General features: G+C 41.7%; 21 protein-coding genes. 1 reads left to right on the forward strand and 20 read right to left on the reverse strand.

Annotated elements, in window-relative coordinates; all coding sequences use genetic code 11:
• Window positions 1-43 precede the first annotated feature (43 nt).
• Entirely contained in the window at window positions 44-1,240 is a 1,197-nt protein-coding gene (locus CKV62_RS06465) for a tRNA(Met) cytidine acetate ligase (RefSeq protein ID WP_095066230.1), read from the forward strand.
• Window positions 1,241-1,349: 109 nt separating this feature from the next.
• Here CKV62_RS06465 and pyrR read toward each other — a convergent pair whose 3' ends face one another.
• From pyrR to tatC, 20 genes are all read right to left on the reverse strand, one after another.
• Window positions 1,350-1,871 carry a bifunctional pyr operon transcriptional regulator/uracil phosphoribosyltransferase PyrR gene (gene pyrR / locus CKV62_RS06470; RefSeq protein ID WP_095066231.1) on the reverse strand — a complete coding sequence of 174 codons (522 nt, stop codon included), beginning with the start codon at window positions 1,869-1,871 and terminating at the stop codon, window positions 1,350-1,352.
• Between the two features lie 151 nt (window positions 1,872-2,022).
• Complete coding sequence (locus CKV62_RS06475) at window positions 2,023-2,946, reverse strand: RluA family pseudouridine synthase (RefSeq protein ID WP_095066232.1); 924 nt, start codon at window positions 2,944-2,946, stop codon at window positions 2,023-2,025.
• A 3-nt stretch (window positions 2,947-2,949) separates the two neighbouring features.
• Window positions 2,950-3,387, reverse strand: a complete 438-nt coding sequence (gene lspA, locus CKV62_RS06480; RefSeq protein ID WP_095066233.1) for a signal peptidase II — start codon at window positions 3,385-3,387, stop codon at window positions 2,950-2,952.
• Window positions 3,388-3,527: 140 nt separating this feature from the next.
• Window positions 3,528-3,692, reverse strand: a complete 165-nt coding sequence (locus CKV62_RS06485) for a DUF362 domain-containing protein (RefSeq protein WP_005386021.1) — start codon at window positions 3,690-3,692, stop codon at window positions 3,528-3,530.
• 425 nt (window positions 3,693-4,117) lie between these two features.
• Window positions 4,118-5,416 (reverse strand): SLC13 family permease, encoded by a 1,299-nt coding sequence (locus CKV62_RS06490; RefSeq protein WP_095066234.1) that lies wholly within the window; start codon window positions 5,414-5,416, stop codon window positions 4,118-4,120.
• Window positions 5,417-5,455: 39 nt separating this feature from the next.
• On the reverse strand, window positions 5,456-5,713 hold the full coding sequence (locus CKV62_RS09580; RefSeq protein WP_095066235.1) for a hypothetical protein: 258 nt from the start codon (window positions 5,711-5,713) through the stop codon (window positions 5,456-5,458).
• A 195-nt stretch (window positions 5,714-5,908) separates the two neighbouring features.
• A complete protein-coding gene (mmdB, locus tag CKV62_RS06500) occupies window positions 5,909-7,030 on the reverse strand; it encodes a methylmalonyl-CoA decarboxylase subunit beta (RefSeq protein ID WP_095066236.1) in 1,122 nt (373 codons plus the stop codon).
• Between the two features lie 70 nt (window positions 7,031-7,100).
• Window positions 7,101-7,484, reverse strand: a complete 384-nt coding sequence (mmdC, locus tag CKV62_RS06505) for a methylmalonyl-CoA decarboxylase subunit gamma (RefSeq protein WP_038115721.1) — start codon at window positions 7,482-7,484, stop codon at window positions 7,101-7,103.
• A gap of 73 nt (window positions 7,485-7,557) precedes the next feature.
• On the reverse strand, window positions 7,558-7,725 hold the full coding sequence (gene mmdE / locus CKV62_RS09485) for a methylmalonyl-CoA decarboxylase subunit epsilon (protein WP_169835179.1): 168 nt from the start codon (window positions 7,723-7,725) through the stop codon (window positions 7,558-7,560).
• 22 nt (window positions 7,726-7,747) lie between these two features.
• Window positions 7,748-8,086 (reverse strand): methylmalonyl-CoA decarboxylase subunit delta, encoded by a 339-nt coding sequence (gene mmdD / locus CKV62_RS06510; protein WP_095066237.1) that lies wholly within the window; start codon window positions 8,084-8,086, stop codon window positions 7,748-7,750.
• A 73-nt stretch (window positions 8,087-8,159) separates the two neighbouring features.
• A complete protein-coding gene (gene mmdA / locus CKV62_RS06515; RefSeq protein ID WP_095066238.1) occupies window positions 8,160-9,689 on the reverse strand; it encodes a methylmalonyl-CoA decarboxylase subunit alpha in 1,530 nt (509 codons plus the stop codon).
• A 151-nt stretch (window positions 9,690-9,840) separates the two neighbouring features.
• The gene (gene mce / locus CKV62_RS06520) at window positions 9,841-10,263 is read right to left on the reverse strand and encodes a methylmalonyl-CoA epimerase (protein WP_005377395.1); all 423 of its coding nucleotides are present in this window, start codon (window positions 10,261-10,263) and stop codon (window positions 9,841-9,843) included.
• 52 nt (window positions 10,264-10,315) lie between these two features.
• Complete coding sequence (gene meaB / locus CKV62_RS06525) at window positions 10,316-11,254, reverse strand: methylmalonyl Co-A mutase-associated GTPase MeaB (RefSeq protein ID WP_095066239.1); 939 nt, start codon at window positions 11,252-11,254, stop codon at window positions 10,316-10,318.
• Between the two features lie 79 nt (window positions 11,255-11,333).
• Window positions 11,334-11,729: a cobalamin B12-binding domain-containing protein gene (locus CKV62_RS06530; protein ID WP_054673772.1), complete on the reverse strand. Its 396-nt coding sequence runs from the start codon at window positions 11,727-11,729 to the stop codon at window positions 11,334-11,336.
• Window positions 11,730-11,757: 28 nt separating this feature from the next.
• Window positions 11,758-13,404, reverse strand: coding sequence for an acyl-CoA mutase large subunit family protein (locus tag CKV62_RS06535; RefSeq protein WP_095066240.1), 1,647 nt, complete (start codon window positions 13,402-13,404; stop codon window positions 11,758-11,760).
• A gap of 28 nt (window positions 13,405-13,432) precedes the next feature.
• A complete protein-coding gene (locus CKV62_RS06540; RefSeq protein ID WP_038115734.1) occupies window positions 13,433-14,938 on the reverse strand; it encodes an acetyl-CoA hydrolase/transferase family protein in 1,506 nt (501 codons plus the stop codon).
• 519 nt (window positions 14,939-15,457) lie between these two features.
• Window positions 15,458-16,714: an O-antigen ligase family protein gene (locus CKV62_RS06545; RefSeq protein WP_095066241.1), complete on the reverse strand. Its 1,257-nt coding sequence runs from the start codon at window positions 16,712-16,714 to the stop codon at window positions 15,458-15,460.
• 9 nt (window positions 16,715-16,723) lie between these two features.
• A complete protein-coding gene (locus CKV62_RS06550) occupies window positions 16,724-18,031 on the reverse strand; it encodes a bifunctional folylpolyglutamate synthase/dihydrofolate synthase (protein ID WP_095066242.1) in 1,308 nt (435 codons plus the stop codon).
• Between the two features lie 9 nt (window positions 18,032-18,040).
• Window positions 18,041-20,698, reverse strand: a complete 2,658-nt coding sequence (locus tag CKV62_RS06555) for a valine--tRNA ligase (protein ID WP_095066243.1) — start codon at window positions 20,696-20,698, stop codon at window positions 18,041-18,043.
• 21 nt (window positions 20,699-20,719) lie between these two features.
• On the reverse strand, window positions 20,720-21,610 hold the full coding sequence (gene tatC / locus CKV62_RS06560; protein WP_095066244.1) for a twin-arginine translocase subunit TatC: 891 nt from the start codon (window positions 21,608-21,610) through the stop codon (window positions 20,720-20,722).
• Window position 21,611 lies beyond the last annotated feature (1 nt).

Here is a 21,611-nt window from a genome sequence, read left to right on the forward strand (position 1 = left end):
ACCTCTTCCCTTTGCTACACTAACACTAATGAAAGGAGTCCCTATGAATACGATCGGCATCATCTGCGAATATAATCCGTTTCACAATGGACATGCGCATCAACTGCATATACTGGCAAAACAGTCGCCGCAATCATTACGCATCTGTATCATGAGCGGTGCCTTTGTTCAACGCGGTGAACCGGCTCTATTTTCAAAATTCGACCGTGCCCGCTGGGCCGTTTGTAACGGCGCCGATGTTGTCATCGAACTCCCTGCCCTATTTTCTCTCGGCAGCGCACAATATTTTGCGACCGGTGCCATCCGCATGGTAAAAGCACTTGCTATCGATACTCTTTCATTCGGTACGGAAACGACGAATCGTGCCGCCTTTCAGGAGGCGGCACGATATATCGACTCCGAAAGCACACAAACAGCTCTGCACACCTATATGCAAGAGGGTTTATCCTACAGCTCGGCTCTGCGAAAAGCATTGATGCAATATCAAAATACATCTATCGACGATATAATCAGTTCACCCAATTCCGTATTAGGCCTTGAATATATACGTGCGGCGCTCACCTACCATAACGACCTTCAGTATCTTCCGATTTTACGAACCTCCGATCATCATGCAATATCGGTAAATCAAAACCTCCCGTCCGGAACGGCTTTACGACGAGCTGTTACCGAAGGCGAATCCATTACAAGTCACATACCGGCGACTATATCCGGCGATATACGGCAACAGATTCAACAAGGGCATTACGTAGACTATACACGTTACGAAGACATGCTCCATACATTGAGTCGCCGCATGACACCGGAAGCACTCTCCACCTTCGGCGACTTTAGCGAAGGCATTGAATTCCTCTGGTCCAGAGCAGCACTCCAACCGACGTGGAAAGAAAGTATCGATACAATAAAATCAAAACGCTATACCTATGCCCGTCTACAACGAATGGGTGCTTACCTTGCACTGGGGATAACTAAATCGTCACTTCATGAAAGCCATAAACAAGGCCCGCAATACGCCCGCCTATTAGCATTCAACGACAGAGGACGCCAATGGCTACAACAGGAATATAACATTCCCATTATTCAAAAATGGGCCAAAGCGCCCTCCCTACTTTCAGATTTCGGACGAACAATGCATCACATCGATACGATCGCGACAGACATACAGAGTCTATGTTTCCATAATCCGTCAATGCGTAAGGGGCATACGGACTACACGTACACACCACAATATATCCGATAAATAATATATACCCAATTATATGACTGTTAAATCAAAATAATACTAAATACAATTAACATTAAGAATTATTAATGGAAACTATTCTATTTAAAAGGGGTCACAATACAGGTTATTCCTGTATTGTGACCCCTTCTTCACCATCCAATTCCTTTACGGCAACACGAACGCTTTCAAGATGAGATGTAGGAATGTTTTTTCCCACATAATCAGCACGTATGGGTAATTCCCGATGACCTCGATCGACGAGGACAGCCAACTGAATCGACCTAGGTCGCCCGGCCGTCATAAGCGCATTTAACGCGGCCCGTATGGTGCGCCCCGTATACAACACATCATCTACGAGAATGATGGTTTTTTCCGTCGTATCAATGGTGCAGGGCTTCCCCTCCTTGCGTCGTGCATCTCGGTCATCGCGATAAATTGCCACATTGAGAGACTCACAATCGATATGAACGCCTTCAATGCGTTCGATTTCCTCTTGCAAGCGCTTTGCCAAGATAACTCCACGGCGCTCGATACCTACAATAAGAGCATCAGACAACCCCTTATTTCTCTCAAGAATCTCATGACTGATTCGACGGACGGCACGCATAATGGCATCCTGGTCCATCAATAACCGTTTCTTTTCCATACACAGCACCCCACATTAACTAACTGCCATCTATTCTATAAAATTCATCTATTCTATCAAAATCATATTTCGCTATTAAAATTCTGCAGCCTGCTATTCATTATATAAAATATTTGAAAGTACATCTTAGCTGCACTTATATCTATTTCGACTATTTAAACTTACTTTCACGATAGGTCTTTGCAAATTCCAGGCAAGCCGCGAAATCTTCCGGCACAGGTGCCTCAAAATGCATGGGTGCACCGGTAATAGGATGTTTAATATCCAGAGTACGGGAATGTAACGCCTGTCCATTAATAGGAAAATCCATACGACGATACCCGTAAAACGGATCATTTACCACCGGATGCCCAATATGTGCAAAATGGACGCGAATCTGATGGGTCCGCCCCGTTTCCAAATTGCATTCCACCAAGGTCTGGTGACCATATCGCTCCAACACTCTAAAATGCGTCACCGCATCCTTACTGTTTTCAAACACAACGGCCATCTTCATACGATCCTTCGGATGTCGCCCTATGGGGGCTTTAATTGTCCCCTTCTCTTCCACAATATTCCCCTGCACCAAAGCCCAGTAAGTTCTCTTTGCAGAATGAGCTTTCACCTGTTCCGCCAAGCCAATATGGGCGGCATCATTTTTAGCAGCCATCATAACACCGGATGTATCTTTATCTAAACGATGTACGATACCCGGTCTGATTTCACCATTAATACCGGATAAATCTTTACAGTGAAAGAGTAACGCATTCACCAACGTGCCTGAATAATTACCTACGGCCGGATGAACCACCATCCCTCTCGGCTTGTTGATGATAATAATATCATGATCCTCATAAAGATAATCTACCGGAATATCTTCAGGCTTCACCTCAACAGATTCCGGCTCGGGTATTTCTACATATACCACGGCATCAGCTGAAAGACGTAAATTTGCTTTTCCAAGCTTATCACCTACCGTCACATGGCCGGATTTGATAAGGTTCTGAATATAACTGCGAGAACCTTCCAAGCGTTCCGTCAAAAATACATCTAATCGCATGCCTTCCTGTTCGGCAGTTACAATAAACTCGTTCATATATTACTCCTCTGTATGAGTTGTTATTAGATAATATAAAACCAAAATTACACCTATGCAAATTCCGATGTCCGCAACATTAAAAATAGGCCATACACGAAAATCAAAAAAGTCAACCACTCCATGCAGCACATATCGATCGATACCGTTGCCAACCGCACCAGACGTCAATAAAGCTGCACCTACACGTAATGCCGACGGCCCTTTAGATAAACGCTTCCAATAATATATACACACGGCTACCAACACAATGGCTACCAACAGAAAGAACCAACGTTGATTCGCCAACATCCCAAAAGCGGCACCACGATTAATAATAAAGGTCAAGTGAAATACATTAGGTATCACCGACAGAGATTCACCTAATATAAAATGATTCATTACATAAGATTTGCTCCATTGATCCAATGCAAGCCAAAGAATAAATACAATATAAAACAAAGGTCGACTCCCTTACAATAACTTTATAATTCATCAATACATCTAAATAATCAATATATCTTAATAGTCATATTATACTAAGTTACTCTATTTTAAGCAAAATAAAAAAGCCCCTCTACGAGGGGCCAGTTCATTTGTGATTACTCAGCGGAAATTACAGATACTGGGCAAACGGATTCGCAAGAACCGCAGTCGATGCAAGTATCATTGATTTCGTATTTAGTTTCACCTTCAGAAATAGCGGAAACCGGGCAAACAGATGCGCAAGAACCACATTTAATGCAACCATCAGCAATAACTCTCATGATTTAGACCTCCATCAAAAATATAGATTAAAACTTTTATTATCATTTAAAAAGGCACTTGCCTCACTTACATTCTCATTATCACATAATAATAATTGAAAGTCAAATGAAAATGAGATAAATCAAAATCTTTTTATACATACTCACCTTTCACTTTTATCATATAAGAACTAATACGATCTTTATGTTGATACATTTTTTCAATTATATTTTTAAAATAGAAATAGAGTAATTGAGAATTCATCTATTATCATTTAATAAAAATGCCAATCATATTAATAGGAATATAATTATCAATATTCATTATCATATTAATAAGATCCAAATCACTATTTTGAATCAGAAATAGTGATTTACATACAAAAACGAGGTCGAATCTCACGATTCGACCTCGTATGTGCTCATATAGTAGAATAACAATTTCCTTATTTACCCGGGAAGAAAGGCCATACCATTGGAATGATAATAATACTTACAACAAAACATACTAAAATCAATGGAACGCCGGCTTTTACATAATCCATAAATCTATATTGACCAGGTCCAAGTACTAATGTATTTGGAGGTGTACCTACAGGTGTACCGAATGCACAGGACGCGGCAACGCCGATAGCCATAAGAACGGCATGAGGATCAGCACCCATTCCTTGTGCAATAGCGATACCGATAGGTGCCAATAATGCACAAGATGCAGTATTAGACATAAATTGTGAAAGTACACAAGATAAAATAAATAATACAGCAGTTGCAAAATAAGGGCTAGGATCGGAGCCCATAACACCAATAACTGCATCAGCAATCATTTTACCTGCACCGGACTTATCCATCGCACCCGCAACAGGCATCATGCCGGCAAACAAGAAAATTGTAACCCAATCAATAGATGTATACGCTTGTTTTTCTTTCAAACAACCTGTCAAAACACAAGCAATTGCACCAATAACAGCCACAACATATAGTGGGATATTAATACCAATAGCTTTAAGTTTTTCACTAGCAATCATCATAATGATAACTAATAATAAAATGACACCAGAATACAATTGTTTTTTAGGATCATTAGATACTTCATCTGCCGATACTTCTTGTTCGACTTCACCGGCATCTGTAATTTCATGCTTAGGTAATAAATATTTACCGATAAGCATCATAAAGATAATGGTAGCAATAGTCAAAGGAATACCAATCCATGCGAACTCAAAAAATCCAAACTGAGGAATCCCAGCTTTACCCAAAGCACCATTAACAATGATATTCGGTGGTGTACCAACCATTGTAATGATACCGCCAATCCCAGCAGCAAATGCCAACGGCATCAACTGACGAGATGCAGGAATCTTAGCAACAGCACAGATGCCGACAACTACAGGAAGCAATGCAGCCGCTGTACCTGTATTCGATAAGAATGCAGACATCGTTGCGGTAACAAGCATGATTGCAAGCATTAATCCATTTTCACTTGTACCTGCATGAGATACTACGGTTTCCCCAATTTTTTGAGCTAAACCTGTATAGAATAATGCACCGCCAACAACGAACATACCGGCAAATAGAATTACCGTTGTATCAGATAAGCCTGAAAAAGCTTCCTTAGGTGAAATAATCCCCAATAATGAAAGAGTAATAGCCCCTCCTAAAGAAGTAATCGCTAACGGAATAATTTCCGTAACGAATAAAACAGCCATGACTGCAAGGACGATTAAGGTTTGTTCTGCAGCACCCATACATCATCATCTCCCTTCAGAGAAATGCACTGAATGTAGTTATAAAAGATATACTACATAACTTACGATGCTAATGGCACCCGCCATTAAAAAGGTAACCCCATATCCCTCTCGTGTTTTGGGATATCCAAAATGCAAGGACTCGGATATAATTCCGCGGCGATTAAACCACGAATATTTGGTCCTCTTCTGGAACCACTGAGCTTTACGCTCAGCACCGATGATCAGTGCAGTAATAAAAAAAACAATAAACGCCCATACAAAACAAATCAGTATTTTCAATTCTACAGATAACAAGATGACCACCTCTACTATATTAAAAGCACCGGAAGGTTATTTTGTGAGTTCTTGTTCACCACTTAATGACCGATCTGACGATAGCATTTATTGCCGTATACCAAAATATTGTATGTTTACATACAATCAGGCTAATTTTAATTCACCAATAGGTGTACCTGAGTAGGCACACCTTGGTGAATAATTATTAAATTATTAACGAGTGGACAACATAGCAAGCATTGTACCTGCCGCTACAGCTGTACCGATAACACCTGCTACGTTCGGTCCCATAGCATGCATGAGCAAGAAGTTTGCAGGATTAGCTTTAGCACCAACTACTTGGGATACGCGAGCCGCCATTGGAACCGCGGATACACCGGCAGAACCAATAAGTGGATTTGTTTTACCGCCATCGACTAAGCTCATCAATTTACCAAATAATACACCGCCGGCTGTACCGCAAATAAATGCAAATAAGCCTAAAAGGATGATTTTAATAGTGCCCCAGCTTAAGAAGTGTTCCGCACTCATCGTTAAACCAGTACCTGTTGCCAAGAAAATGGTAACGGTATTGATTAACGCATTTTGAGATGTATCGGATAAGCGATCCGTTACACCGGATTCACGGAACAAGTTACCTAACATCAACATACCTAACAAGGATGTAATGGAAGGAAGCAATAAGGAAATGAAAATCGTTGCAACAATTGGGAATACGATTTTTTCAAAACGTGTTACTTCACGCAATTGTTCCATCACAATTTCACGTTCTTTTTTAGTAGTGAATAACTTCATTACCGGAGGTTGAATCAACGGTACCAAGGACATATAGGAATATGCGGCAACCGCGATAGCACCTAATAAATGTGGAGCTAATTTAGCCGCCAAATAGATGGATGTAGGGCCGTCCGCGCCACCGATGATACCGATAGCGGCAGCTTCTTGTACAGTAAAGCCCAAAGCCATTGCACCACCAAGAGCTGCAAATACACCGATTTGTGCGGCAGCACCTAATAACAATGTCTTAGGGTTCGCAATAAGCGGACCGAAGTCAGTCATGGCACCTACGCCAAGGAAAATTAGTGGTGGGAAGATTTCTTGGGAAATACCCGCACTGATAAGTGCCATAACGCCTTCTTCAAAACCGTTATGAGGAATGTTTGCGAGCAAACAACCAAAAGCAATCGGACCCAACAATAATGGTTCAAACTCTTTTGCAAATGCTAAATATAATAGTATTAATCCTACAAGAATCATTATAGCATTGCCTGTTGTAAATGCGAGGAAACCGCTATCGTTAATAACGGATTGTATCGCAACAGCAAAAGCCTCCATATTTGTTCCCCTTTCATAAATATAAAATTGTTTTTATGACGCGGTATGACCGCGTCACATCAACTTGGGATTAGCCAAGAACAACCATATCTTCGCCAGTGGATACAGTTTGGTTAGCAGCAACACGAACTTCTTTTACTGTTGCATCATGTGGAGCTGCGATTTCATTTTGCATTTTCATAGCTTCGAGAATCAACAAAGTTTCGCCTTTTTTAACTGCTTGACCAGCGGATACTGCTACGGATAGGATTTTACCAGGCATTGGAGCTTTTACAGTTTCAGCACCTGCTGGAACTGGAGCTGCTGCTTTAGCTGGTGCTGGTGCAGGAGCTGCTTTAGGAGCTGGAGCCGCTGCAGGAGCTGCCTTAGGAGCTGCCGCAGGAGCCGCACTTTTAACTTCATTTACTTCTACATCATATGCTGTGCCGTTTACTGTAACATTGAATTTTTTCATTTTAAATTCCTCCAACTATTTGTGTGTTTATACACTATTTATAAATTATTTTACATATATAAATCTGGTAATCCTATCGATTACCGCGTAAGCGCCCTTCCATTTTCCAATTATAGCTCACAATCGGACGAATATGCGCGATTTGATCAGCGGAATAACCCATTGCCGCTAATGCACCAACGATAACTGCCACTACATCTTTAGATGGAGCTTTACCGTTAGTCATTGTAGCATTGTTCATGACAAATGCCTCCTAAAATCTATTAATTTCTACCGCTTAAACGACCTTCCATACGCCATTTAGCGCTGGTTGCTGTAGGTCGAATAGATGCGATTTGTTCGGATGAATACCCCATCGCTACAATAGCACCTACGATAGCTGCTACTACTTCATCGTCGTTTTGAACAGGTGCACTTGCTGCAGAAGCTGCAGGAGCAGCAACAGGTGTACTCGATTCAACAGGTGTTTTTTTCTTCTTTGTAGGATCAACTAAATGAACGATTTCCATCAGGATACCCAAAGCAATCAAAACACAAAACACAACGGTCATATTAATGGCCATTATTAGTAACGGATTAGTAGTAACTGCTTGTCCTTCCATAATTATTCCCCTTTCTAAAAAATTAGTAAAGAAAGGTATCTCCCAAATTCGATGATAACTTTACCGAATCGAATTATAATGGAATATTACCATGTTTCTTTGGAGCACGGTTTTCGCGTTTGCTTGCAAGCATTGCCAAAGCGTTGATAACTGCCGGACGAGTTTGTTTTGGTTCGATAACAACGTCTACGAAGCCACGTTCTGCAGCTTTGTATGGAGTTGCGAACTCTTCCACATATTTAGCTGTTTTTTCCTCTTTATCTTCATCTTTTCTGAAGATGATATTAGCAGCACCTGCAGGTCCCATTACAGCGATTTCGGATGTAGGCCAAGCATATACTTGATCAGCGCCCAAATCTTGGGAACACATAGCTAAGTAGGAACCACCATACGCTTTACGAGTGATAACAGTAATTTTTGGAACTGTTGCTTCAGAGTAAGCATACAACATCTTCGCACCATGACGAATGATACCGCCCCATTCTTGATTTGTGCCAGGCAAGAAACCAGGAACGTCAACAAAGTTAACGATTGGAATATTGAAAGCATCACAGAAACGGATGAAACGGGAAGATTTATCGGATGCGTTGATGTCCAAGCAACCCGCCATAACTTTAGGTTGGTTAGCGATTATACCAACGGACTGACCGTCAAAACGTGCGAAACAAGTGATGATATTTGTTGCATAGAATGGTTGTACTTCATAGAATTCACCATTATCTACTGTTGCAGCAATAACATCCTTCATATCGTAAGGCATATTGCTGTTATCAGGCAACAAGCTATTTAAAGCTTCATCTTCACGAGTTGGGTCATCACCGGTATCTACTAATGGAGCATCTTCCATATTGTTGGATGGCAAGAAGCCTAATAAGTAGCGAATCTGCGCGATGCAGTCATCTTCATCTTCAGCTGCAAAGTGAGCAACACCGGACACGGAGTTGTGAGCCATTGCGCCACCAAGATCTTCAGCCGTTACTTCTTCACCGGTTACAGATTTAATTACTGCCGGACCAGTGATAAACATTTGAGATGTATTTTTTACCATGTAGATAAAGTCAGTCAATGCTGGAGAATATACAGCACCGCCTGCACATGGTCCCATGATTACGGAAATTTGTGGAATAACACCGGATGCATTTGTATTTTCAAAGAAAATTTTACCGTAACCAGCAAGCGCATCTACCGCTTCTTGAATACGAGCCCCGCCGGAATCATTGATACCAACAATAGGCGCACCCATTTTCATTGCTAAACGTTGTACTTTAACGATTTTAGCAGCATGCATTTCACCAAGAGAACCACCTTCTACGGTGAAGTCTTGTGCAAATGCATACACCAAACGACCGTCAATAGTACCATAACCGGTTACAACACCTTCGCCAGGTAATTCTTTCTTTTCTTGACCGAAGTTAACACAACGATGTTTAACAAATTGATCAAGTTCAACGAAAGAATTGTCGTCGAATAATTTCGCCAAACGTTCACGAGCAGTCATTTTGCCTTGAGAATGTTGTTTTTCGACGCGTTTTTCACCGCCACCAGCCTTTACTTTAGCTAGTTTTTCGTGCAATAACTCGATTTTTTCCTGCACTGTTGCCATTATAGCACCTCCAAATAAAACTTGTTACATCATCATTTTATTTCATAAATAAATAAAGTTCAAGCATATATACATATTTAATATATAAATACCAGTTATATGAATATGTATATCTATAACTCATATATAATGATATGTTTCAAGTACTGTATTATTTCATACGTTGACATAATTCAAGCAATACGCCACCTGTTGCTTTAGGATGAACGAAAGCAATGGAGGAACCGCCTGCACCGTAACGAGGTTTTTCGTCAATCATACGAATACCTTTAGCCATCAAATCAGCAATAGCGTTTTCAATATTATCTACGCGTAAAGCAACGTGTTGAATGCCGTCACGACCGCCATTCTTTTCGATAAATTTACCGATAGGGCCATCTGGAGTTGTAGTTTCCAAAAATTCGAGTTCTGCATCACCACAAGGGAAGAATGATACTTTTACTTTTTGTTCTTCAACAACTTCATCTTCAGGAAGATGTTGAATACCTAATGCGTTTTTATAAAATTCTTTCGTTGCTGCTAAATCATTTACACCAATACCGATATGGTCCACTTGTAATACTTTAAAAGCCATTTTGATTATCTCCTTTTATAAGGCTAAATCTCTCATGCTATGTAGTCGCCGTCTACTTTAGCACATTTGACATAACGCCGTTAACAACTGTATATGGATCGCTGGTGCGCTCATTTACAGCTGCCACTTGGCTATTAAATTCATCGCTAGTGACTATTTTTTCCGCCACATAACGACCAATTTGCTCATTAATCATCGCGATGATTTCATCACGCGTACGTTCTGCCCGGCGAGCCTCCAACTCACCAGAGTCTTCAAGATACTCAAAATGTTCATCCAAGGCTTCAATGAGTTCATCTACACCTTGATCTTTGCTGGCAACAGTACGCTTAATCGGAGGTCTCCATTTGACTTCGCGAGAATCGAGATCAAGCATCATCTCGATTTCAACATTCAAACGATCGCAACCGTCCCGATCCGCTTTGTTGATAGCAAATACATCGCCAATTTCAAGAATCCCCGCCTTAATTGCTTGAATATCATCACCAAGGCCAGGCACAAGAACAACTAATGTGGTATCCGCATTTTTTACGATATCCACTTCCGATTGTCCTACACCTACGGTTTCAATGATGACGAGATCCATACCAAAGGCATCCATCAGCTTGACAACGTCCGCAGTTTTTTTAGACAAGCCGCCTAAACTACCGCGTGTCCCCATGCTTCGAATAAATACATTTTCATTTAACGTCAAATCATTCATTCGAATACGGTCCCCCAAGATAGCACCACCCGAGAATGGGCTAGTCGGGTCGATGGCAACGATGCCAATTTTTTTCCCCTGATCCAAATAATGTTTAACAACTTTATCGGTCAAGGTACTTTTACCGGCACCAGGGGCCCCTGTAATACCGAGAATACGAGCACGACCTGTTTCAGGATAAATGGCCTTCATAATATCGATGGCATTATCATACTCATTCTCTACAGCAGTAATGGACCGTGCTAAGGCTAGTCGAGAACCCTCAAATAGTTCTTTAACTAAATCCATTCGCCTCACCACCTATCTTAAAATATGGGAATAGAGGGATTCAGCCGCACAGTTGAGTCCCTCTCACCCATTAAATTAATTATTTCACGTGTTCTTTAATGAATTTAACGATATCGCCGGTTGGTGTACCAGGAGTGAATACAGCAGCTACGCCGGCTTTTTTCAAGCCAGGGATATCAGCGTCAGGGATAACACCGCCGCCGATAACTAATACATCACCCATGCCTTTTTCTTTCAAAAGTTCAACAATTTTAGGGAACAATGTGTTATGAGCGCCGGAAAGAAGAGATAATGCTACTACATTAACGTCTTCAGAAAGAGCTGCTTCAACGATTTGTTCTGGAGTTTGACGAAGACCTGTATAGATTACTTCGAAACCAGCATCGCGAAGAGCGCGTGCTACTACTTTTGCACCACGGTCATGACCATCAAGACCTGGTTTTGCTACAATTACTCTAATACGTTTTTCTGCCATGATTTATTACCTCCGAAATTAGCCGATATTATAATGTGGAATGAGCTTCGTATTCACCGAATACTTCGCGCAACACATTACAAATTTCACCCAAAGTAGCATATGTTTTTACTGCTTCAAGAATTAATGGCATCAAGTTAACGTTTTCGTCAGCTGCGCCCGCTTTAAGTGCTGCCAATGCCGCATCAACTGCTACTTGATCACGTTTAGCACGAACCGCTTGAGTTTTCTTGGATTGGTTAGCACCAACGGAAGCATCTACACGAAGAAGATCTTTTGGTGCTTCTTCTTCAACTTGGAATTTGTTTACGCCAACGATTGTGCGTAAGCCGGATTCAACTTCCATTTGCCATTTGTAAGCGGATTCTTGAATTTCTTTTTGGATGTAGCCTTTTTCGATTGCTACTACAGCGCCGCCCATTTCATCAATTTTCTTGATGTATGCCATAGCTTCGTCATAGATAGCGTTAGTCATAGCTTCAACATAGTAGGAGCCGCCCAATGGGTCAACTACGTCAGCCAAGCCAGATTCGTAAGCCACGATTTGTTGAGTACGAAGAGCTACTTGTACAGATGCTTCTGTAGGAAGAGCCAAAGCTTCGTCACGGGAGTTTGTATGTAAGGATTGAGTACCGCCCATTACAGCAGCTGCAGTTTGAAGCGCAACACGAACGATGTTGTTATCAACTTGTTGTGCAGTCAACATGGAACCAGCTGTTTGAGTATGTACACGAAGCATCATGGATTTTGGTTTTTTAGCACCAAAACGTTCTTTCATGATTGTTGCCCACAAGCGACGAGATGCGCGGAATTTAGCAACTTCTTCGAGTACGTTGTTATGAGCATTCCAGAAGAAGGAAAGACGACCAGCGAATGTATCAACATCAAGACCAGCTTTCAAAGCTGCTTCTACGTATGCGATACCATCAGCAATTGTAAATGCGATTTCTTGCGCTGCCGTGGAACCTGCTTCACGGATATGGTAACCGGAGATGGAAATAGTATTCCATTTAGGAACGTATTGAGAACAATATTCGAAGATATTAGTGATCAAACGCATGGATGGTTTTGGAGGGAAAATGTAAGTACCGCGAGCTGCGTATTCTTTCAAAATATCATTTTGAATTGTACCTTTCAATTCAGTGGAAGGTACACCTTGTTTTTCAGCTACTGCAATATACATTGCCAACAAAACAGACGCTGGAGCGTTGATTGTCATGGATGTGGATACTTTACCAAGGTCGATGCCGTCGAACAAGATTTCCATATCTGCCAAGGAGTCAATAGCAACGCCTACTTTACCAACTTCGCCTTCAGCCATTACATCATCAGAGTCATAACCGATTTGTGTAGGCAAATCAAATGCACAGGACAAGCCTGTTGCACCGGATTCGATAAGGTAACGGTAACGTTTGTTGGATTCTTCAGCAGTTGCAAAGCCTGCATACATACGCATTGTCCAGAAACGGCCACGGTACATAGTAGGTTGTACACCACGAGTATATGGATATTCGCCAGGCATACCCAAATCACGTTCATAGTCAAAGCCTTCGATATCAACCGGAGTATATACACGATTGTATTTCAAGTTTTGACGTTCTGGAGTTTTTACGCATTTTTCGTCACAAAGTTTGTTGTACTCAGCAATTTGGGCTTTTAAATTTTCGTAAGCCATGTTTTCATCATCCTCCTAATAAAACAGGTTATTTTTTCATGCTTCCAGTTTCTGTGAAGCGTTTATGCCAAGAAAGAGCTTCGTCAAGCAACATAGGTGTATGGGCATTTTTTGTTGCTGCTAATGCTTTTTCTAGGTATTCAGTTAACATTGGTTTGTAGTCCGGGTGAGCACATTTTTCAATGATTAAACGAGCTCTTTCCACTGGGCTCAAACCACGACAATCGGCAACACCTTGTTCTGTACAGAAAATCATAGTGTCATGTTCTGGGTGATCCACATGGGATACATATGGAACGATAGAACTGATGTCGCCATTTTTAGCAACGGAGTTAGTACAGAAGATAGTGAGATATGCACTACGTGCAAAGTCACCAGATCCGCCAACACCATTCATCATTTTACTACCCATGATATGAGTAGAGTTTACATTGCCAAAAATATCAAATTCGATAGCGGTATTCATGGCAATGACACCAATACGGCGAGCGATACCAGGGTTGTTGGAAATTTCTTGCGGACGAAGAATAATCTTTTTACGATATTCATCGATATTATTATAGAAACGTTTCAACCCATCCGGAGAAGGACTCAATGCAGTACCGGAACATACTGTTACCTTACCAGCATCGATTAAATCAAACATACCGTCTTGAATTACTTCTGTATAAATGGATAAATCTTTGAACGGGCCTTGAGCCAAGCCGCTGATTACGGCATTTGCTACAGAACCTACACCGGATTGCAATGGAAGCAAGTTTTGAGGCAAACGGCCTTCTGCAATTTCTTGTTCAAAGAATTTGATAAGATGCTGACTCATCGCCTTTGCATCATCATCAATAGCAGCCAAAGGTCTAGTTGTATCAGGTACATCACTCGGAACCACGGCAATAATTTTGCTAGGGTCACAAGGGATTGCATCTGTACCGATGCGATCTCCGGCCTGTTCCAACGGAATTGGTTTACGATGTGGTGGGTCCAACGGTTCATAGATATCGTGCATGCCAACTAAAGATAATGGTTGAGATACATTCACTTCTACGATAACTTTTTTAGCCTGACTGACAAATGTCGGGGAATTACCAACAGATGTGGTCGGTACTAAAGAACCGTCTTCGTTGATTTGACATACTTCAATAATCGCTACATCCAAATCTCCGAAGAATCCGTAACGAATATTTTGTGCCATTGTGCTCAAATGCATGTCGACATATTTAACATCCCCACCATTTAAAGCCTTCCGCATATCTTTATTGGTTTGATATGGAAAGCGGCGATTAATACCATTAGCACGTGTTAACGCACCATCAGCTTCATCACCTACAGAAGCACCTGTCCATAAATCGATTTTGAATGGTTCCTTTTCCATTCGTTCTGCCAAAGCCAATGGTACAACTTTTGCATAGCCCGATGGTGTAAAGCCGGAAATACCAACTTTGTCATTAGGGTTAATCAACTGAGCTGCATCATAAGCAGTGACAATTTTACCTTGCAGGTCCACATTTTTTACGCGGTCTTTGATGTCTATCACCATAACCATCTCCTTTAAGAGTAACATTGTTAAACGACAATTGAATCTCTTTGGTCTAATACGTTCCTTAAACCGACTTCATCGTAGTCCTATTACAGGTGTATTGTCAACTTATATGACTAAAATGTATTTTTTATCACACTTCCCCTATGCATTATGACTAAAAGTCATCAATTTTCACATTTTTATATAAGATACATTCACACCGTTATAACTCACAGGAATTATCGATATACTCAGTATATAGTAATATTTTATGGGCAATCAGAAATTTCATATACAAGATATAGAAAAATCCAAATATAAAATAGCACTATATACTATACTACGGATTCTACAATACACCTCCCTCATATCATTACATTGAGATACAAAAAACCGATTTTCAAATGTAAAACTATAATGTGTAATTATGTCTAACATTAGAAAATCGGTTTATGTTGAATAACATACAGACCTACTCAAGGTATGTATAAATTATACCATTTATAAAGTTGTATAGCTACCATCGGCACTTGTTATTTACGCATCTTTGGATGCGGCGGTATTCTCATTTTGTATAAATTCCACTTTCACAAAAGCCCCTACCCATCCTAAGAGCTGCCAAAATGTAATGGTCACCTGATGACTGTAAAGTTCAAAGTCCGATAGTCCGCTAAATAGAACACCTATGGCGAGAGCGCCCACACCGATCTGTGCAGCCTGACAGAATAAGTCGCCTTTCAATCGAATGGCGGTTACCACATGACCGATAATAACCGTGAGGAATGTTAATAATCCGGGGATACCCGTCTCGGCTAATATATTCAAATATAAATTATGTGCATGGTACATCAGCACATGAGGAGCCTGAATATAATAGTTATAATTCGGATAAACCAGGAAAAATGTATTCCATCCTATACCGAAAACGGGATGTTCCCGCACGATGTACATGGTACTATCCCATAGAGCCCAACGTAAGTCGGCTGATGTATCATGGCCTTGAAAGATTGACCACAAACGAGATGCAACCTCACCTTCGTAGCAGTATAAAATAAGCGGTATAGCCAACAAGGATAAAAATAGTCTGCGCTCTACAAAAATAGCCCAATACAGAATCATCGCCGCAAAACTGATCCAAATGCCTCTTGAATAGGTCAGTAACATCGTCAAAAACAGGATAATGCCGATGACCGACATGGATACGACCTCCCGAGTCCGTTGCCACTTCATATACACCAGAATATAGCTGATACATACACTGAGCACCATCAACAGGTAAGCACCGAGCAAATTAGGGTTTTGCAAGGTCGAGGCCATGCGCCTCATCAATTTTGGAAACTGTGTAGCATCCACCCAGTCTTTAATATGTATATTAGGAATAAATATATACTGATAGATGCCGATCAGACAGACAAGAACGGCAGCACCTAAAAAGGCACGGAGGAAGTAATTCCACTGTTTCGGGCTTTGAATATAGGTACGGACCAGATAATACATACCACCGCCGGCTACGATTTGATAAAGCCAGCTCGAAACAGCCCATCCCCAATGGTCAGATAATATTGCTGAAAGTCCTGTCCAAGCCACAAAAACCATGACGCTCCAGGATAGAAATCCCGTAGGCAGGCTAAGCGATTTTTTCGAAATAAGATCGTACAGCGCAAAGCCGATAGCAGTCCACAACAAAACATCCCCCACCATCGGCTGTAACGGCATAGATACTACAACAGCATAGATGAGGCGCTCTATATAAAATGATATTTTTTTATGATTAGGGAGAAGTGCTAGTTCCATAATCTCACCTTAATGACTCAACTCATGGCTGAGCCATTGCCGAGCGTCCCCTAATATATACAGAGATCCGCATACGGCAATAATATCACCGGCTTGCGTATGTTTATATGCCAAGGATAAAGCCTCCGTTACGGAATCCGCCGTCTGAGCCGTTACGTTTGGTACAACCGTACGAATGCGTGTTACCAACGTTTCCGGCACCTCGGTACGTTCTGTCGGAGCCGGTACAACGATAACCGTATCACCCGATTTAACTACTTCCCGAATGATACCCTCTTCATCCTTATCCCGCAAAATAGCCATCACTAGTGTCTTCGTCTTGTCTTTAAACAGTTCCGCATATGTCAGATTAAAAGCTTCCGCACCGGCCGCATTATGAGCTCCGTCAAAAATAAAGGTGCGACCAAGTACAGGTCTCACTTCAAAGCGTCCCGGCCATGTTGCACGTGCAAATCCTTCACGCATCGTTTCCTCGCTGATATGTGAATCTTTCCGCATCAACAGGCGAACCGTCATCAATGCGCAGGCAAGATTCACGGATTGATGAATCCCGGCCATCGTCGTAAATAACATAGCAGGAGCTTCGTGATCTGCACTGACGGTAATCATCTGACCGCCGGTCACCGCACTGCGACTATCGATACCGAAATCTTTATTGAAAGCATACAGCTTAGCATGTTTCTCTTTAGCAGTGTCTTCGATAACTCGAAACGGTGCATCCTGCGCGGCTGTAACTACAGGCACGTGAGACTTGATGATTCCCGCTTTATGCCGTGCAATTTCTTCCACCGTATCTCCGCAATAGGCCTGATGATCGATCGACACATTTGTAATAACCGATATCTCCGGTGTGACGATATTCGTGGAGTCAAGTAAACCTCCGAGACCGACCTCGACAACAGCATAATCTACACCTTGTTCCTTAAAGAATAAAAACGCGGCTGCTGTCAACATCTCAAATTGTGTAGGCGATTCAACCCCATCCCGTATGATACGATCCACAGCATCCTTTACACGACAAATCAACTCAGCAAAAGCATTTTCCGTAATATTCGCATCGTTGATTTGAATTCGTTCCGTATAGGATTGAAGGTGAGGCGATGTAAATCGCCCCACCCGTAATCCGCTTGTAAATAATGCATAGGAAATATATGTCGTTACCGAGCCCTTACCATTGGTTCCGGTAACATGAACAATTTTATAGTCCTCCTGCGGGTTTCCAAGAGCCTCCATGAGGGCTGTAATCCGCTCCAGTCCCGGTTTAATACCAAATGATGATGCCTGTTCCAAATAGGCTAAGGCCTCTTTATATGTCATATAAACCTCCTATAAGGTTTCGAGGAACGCTTCCCGTTCCAATAATGCCTGTTGTTTCTGTTTATACTCTTCCAACTTTTCTTTTTCTTTAGCTACAACGGCTTCCGGTGCCTTTGCAAGAAATCCTGTATTTGAAAGTTTACCTTCCAATCGGGAAATTTCTTTCTCCATCTGAATTTTTTCCTTCGCAATGCGCTCTTTTTCCTTTGCACCGTCGATAAGATCTTTAAGCAAAAGATATACTTCCATACCGTTTACAACTGTTACAGTCGCATTTTCCGGTTTTGCATCATCAGCACCGAGGATAGTCACCTTTTCAGCCCAAGCCAATGTTACAAAATAATCTTTGTGATCCGCTACCACTTGAGCCAAGGATTCATCTGTAGGCGCCACAATAACCTCAGCTTTTTTACCTAGCGGTACATTCATTTCGGCGCGCATATTACGGATGCCTTTGATAGCATCCATCATGACTTCCATTTGGCGAGCTGCACTTTCAAGATTCCCAAAATCTAACGCTTCCGGCCATTTTGTTATGACAATACTTTCCCCTTCATGAGGCAAATGTTGCCAGATATGTTCCGTTACGAACGGCATGAACGGATGCAACAGTTCAAGCATGTGGCGCAAGATTGTTACAAGCAGGTATTGAACTGTACGGCGATCGCGTTCGTTGCTGTCACTGTACAAACGAGGTTTCGCCAATTCAATGTACCAGTCACAGTACGTATTCCAGATAAAATCATATACGGAGCTGGCCGCTTCACCCAGTTCAAATTTATCGAGATTAGAGGTTACACTTTGAACTGTTTCATTGTATTTTTGAATAATCCATTGGTCCGCCAATGTCAAATCATCTGTCGTTGGAACGAAACTTTCATCATAATTCGTAAGATTCATCAATACAAATTTTGAAGCATTCCATATCTTATTGGCAAAATTTCGATTTGCCTCAACGCGTTCCATATAGAAACGCATATCATTGCCCGGCGTATTACCCGTCACAAGGGTAAAGCGCAACGCATCAGCACCAAATTGATCGATTACTTCAAGAGGGTTAATACCGTTCCCTAAAGATTTACTCATCTTGCGGCCTTGACTGTCGCGAACAAGTCCGTGAATAAATACATGCTTAAACGGAATTTCATGTTCAAACTCAAGAGCCATAAAGATCATACGGGCAACCCAGAAGAAGATGATATCATAACCGGTCACAAGAACGCTCGTCGGATACCATTGTTTAAGCTCCGCCGTCTGTTCAGGCCATCCCATGGTCGCAAAAGGCCACAAACCGGAGCTGAACCATGTATCAAGCACATCAGGATCTTGCGTTACGGGTCCATGACAATGAGGACATTCCGTGATATCCTCACGGCTGACGATAGTTTCACCACAATTATCACAATACCACGCAGGAATACGATGACCCCACCATAATTGACGGGAAATCGTCCAGTCCCGAATATTTTCAAGCCAGTTGACATACGTTTTTGTAAAACGTTCAGGTACAAACTCCACTTCATGATCTTTAACAACCTTGAGAGCCGGTTCGGCCAATGGTTTCATATCCACAAACCATTGTTTAGATACCATCGGTTCGATGATCGTATGACAGCGGGAGCAATGTCCCACCGCATGATTATGATCATCGATTTTTTCAAGCAGGCCCATTTCTTTTAGCTCTGCCACAACTTGTTTACGAGCCTCTTCGCGAGTCATGCCATTAAATTTACCGGCCCCTTCATTCATTGTGGCATCATTATTCATGACAACAATGGAGTCCAAATTATGACGTTGCCCCATTTCAAAGTCATTAGGATCATGAGCAGGCGTAATTTTTACACAACCCGTACCGAAGCTGGAGTCTACATAGTCATCGGCGATAACCGGAATCTCACGATTTACAAATGGTAATACCAATGTTTTACCGAGGAGGTCTTTATAGCGATCATCATCAGGATTTACCGCTACAGCCACGTCGCCGAACATAGTTTCCGGACGTGTGGTGGCAACGATAACAAAACGATTATCTTCACCTTTCACAGGATACTTAATGTGCCACAAATGACCGTTTTCGTCCTCATGTTCCACCTCTACATCCGACAGAGCCGTTGCACAGCGAGGGCACCAGTTAATGATGCGTTCACCGCGATAAATCAAACCTTTTTCATATAAGCTTACAAATACTTCACGCACTGCATGATAATAGCCTTCATCCAAGGTAAATCGTTCGCGAGACCAGTCACAGGATGCACCGAGACTGCGAATCTGTTTTACGATTGTATCGCCGTACTCTTTTTTCCATTCCCATACGCGTTCTACAAATTTTTCACGCCCCAAATCATAGCGGGTTTTCCCTTCTTCTTTTGCGAGCATTTCCTCTACTTTGATTTGCGTTGCAATACCGGCATGATCTGTCCCCGGCATCCACAATACGTTATAACCTTGCATTCTTTTAAAACGGATGAGAATATCCTGTAATGTATTATCCAGCGCATGCCCCATATGAAGCATCCCCGTTACATTAGGAGGCGGTAAAACGATGCTGAACGGCTCTTTACTTGAATCTACTTCTTCGTGAAAGTATCCCTTATTTTCCCAAAAGGAATACCATTTCCCTTCTATTTCACCGGGATTATATGTAGTTAAATTTTCGTAGGTCTTCATCGTTCCTCCTAAATAAACTCCTTAGCGCTTCATAATCTTAGCCAACACAAACAGGCTCGTTTCATACAGCAATATCATAGGCAATGCAATCATCGTTTGCGAGAACATATCCGGTGTAGGTGAAATAACGGCGCCTATGATAAAGGATATAAGAATAAATATTTTTCGCTTACTCTTTAAGAAGCGTGATGTAATTAAGTTAAAATAACCTAATATAATCAAAATCAACGGCAACTCAAAAATAAATCCGAAAGGTAATACAAAAGATAAAACAAAATCCAGATACTGCCCGATGGAAAACATCGGTTGTAATTCGTCCGTAGCAAAGCCCATAAAGAACTTTACCGCCGCCGGCAGTACGAGAAAATAAGAAAAAACAATACCTATCCCGAATAGACCAATCGCAACAGGTAAGATCCAGTTAGATAGCTGCTTTTCTCGCGCAGTCAGTGCAGGCTTAACAAATAGCCATATCTGATGCAGTATGACAGGAGCCGCAATAACGAGTCCCCCCACAACGGATACTTTCATATACGTAAAGAAAGCCTCTGTAGGGCGCATATAATACAGCTTACCGGCCGGCTTTAACAGTATTTCCAGTAATAAGTCCACATAATAATAAGAAATACATGTGCCTATAATGATGGCCACAGCCATAATGATAAGTCGTTTACGCAGTTCTGACAAATGCCCAACCAGGGATATTTCCCGCGCTTCATCCATCATCTGCTGTTCGATGGCCGTATAAACCGGTTCCACCTCATCATTTTCAGGTGTTTGCTGATTCGCCACCTTATATCGTTCTTGCTCCGCCTTTAGCTTCGCCTCACGGCGCTTTTGACGGACTACACTATCAAAGGAAGGTTTCTGTATAGGATATTCGAAATCCGGTTTTGATTCGAACGGTTCCATA

Origin of the sequence: Veillonella rodentium, assembly GCF_900187285.1 — a bacterium.
In the GTDB taxonomy this organism is placed as follows: Bacteria; Bacillota; Negativicutes; order Veillonellales; family Veillonellaceae; genus Veillonella; species Veillonella rodentium.

Bases quoted from the DNA above. Each gene is read 5' to 3' on its own strand.
- CKV62_RS06465 (WP_095066230.1), top strand. From the start codon at position 44: ATGAATACGATCGGCATCATCTGCGAATATAATCCGTTTCACAATGGA.
- pyrR (WP_095066231.1), bottom strand. From the start codon at position 1,871: ATGGAAAAGAAACGGTTATTGATGGACCAGGATGCCATTATGCGTGCC.
- CKV62_RS06475 (WP_095066232.1), bottom strand. From the start codon at position 2,946: ATGAACGAGTTTATTGTAACTGCCGAACAGGAAGGCATGCGATTAGAT.
- CKV62_RS06485 (WP_005386021.1), bottom strand. From the start codon at position 3,692: ATGAGAGTTATTGCTGATGGTTGCATTAAATGTGGTTCTTGCGCATCT.
- CKV62_RS06490 (WP_095066234.1), bottom strand. From the start codon at position 5,416: ATGGGTGCTGCAGAACAAACCTTAATCGTCCTTGCAGTCATGGCTGTT.
- mmdB (WP_095066236.1), bottom strand. From the start codon at position 7,030: ATGGAGGCTTTTGCTGTTGCGATACAATCCGTTATTAACGATAGCGGT.
- mmdC (WP_038115721.1), bottom strand. From the start codon at position 7,484: ATGAAAAAATTCAATGTTACAGTAAACGGCACAGCATATGATGTAGAA.
- mmdE (WP_169835179.1), bottom strand. From the start codon at position 7,725: ATGAACAATGCTACAATGACTAACGGTAAAGCTCCATCTAAAGATGTA.
- mmdD (WP_095066237.1), bottom strand. From the start codon at position 8,086: ATGGAAGGACAAGCAGTTACTACTAATCCGTTACTAATAATGGCCATT.
- mmdA (WP_095066238.1), bottom strand. From the start codon at position 9,689: ATGGCAACAGTGCAGGAAAAAATCGAGTTATTGCACGAAAAACTAGCT.
- mce (WP_005377395.1), bottom strand. From the start codon at position 10,263: ATGGCTTTTAAAGTATTACAAGTGGACCATATCGGTATTGGTGTAAAT.
- meaB (WP_095066239.1), bottom strand. From the start codon at position 11,254: ATGGATTTAGTTAAAGAACTATTTGAGGGTTCTCGACTAGCCTTAGCA.
- CKV62_RS06530 (WP_054673772.1), bottom strand. From the start codon at position 11,729: ATGGCAGAAAAACGTATTAGAGTAATTGTAGCAAAACCAGGTCTTGAT.
- CKV62_RS06535 (WP_095066240.1), bottom strand. From the start codon at position 13,404: ATGGCTTACGAAAATTTAAAAGCCCAAATTGCTGAGTACAACAAACTT.
- CKV62_RS06540 (WP_038115734.1), bottom strand. From the start codon at position 14,938: ATGGTGATAGACATCAAAGACCGCGTAAAAAATGTGGACCTGCAAGGT.
- CKV62_RS06545 (WP_095066241.1), bottom strand. From the start codon at position 16,714: ATGGAACTAGCACTTCTCCCTAATCATAAAAAAATATCATTTTATATA.
- CKV62_RS06550 (WP_095066242.1), bottom strand. From the start codon at position 18,031: ATGACATATAAAGAGGCCTTAGCCTATTTGGAACAGGCATCATCATTT.
- CKV62_RS06555 (WP_095066243.1), bottom strand. From the start codon at position 20,698: ATGAAGACCTACGAAAATTTAACTACATATAATCCCGGTGAAATAGAA.
- tatC (WP_095066244.1), bottom strand. From the start codon at position 21,610: ATGGAACCGTTCGAATCAAAACCGGATTTCGAATATCCTATACAGAAA.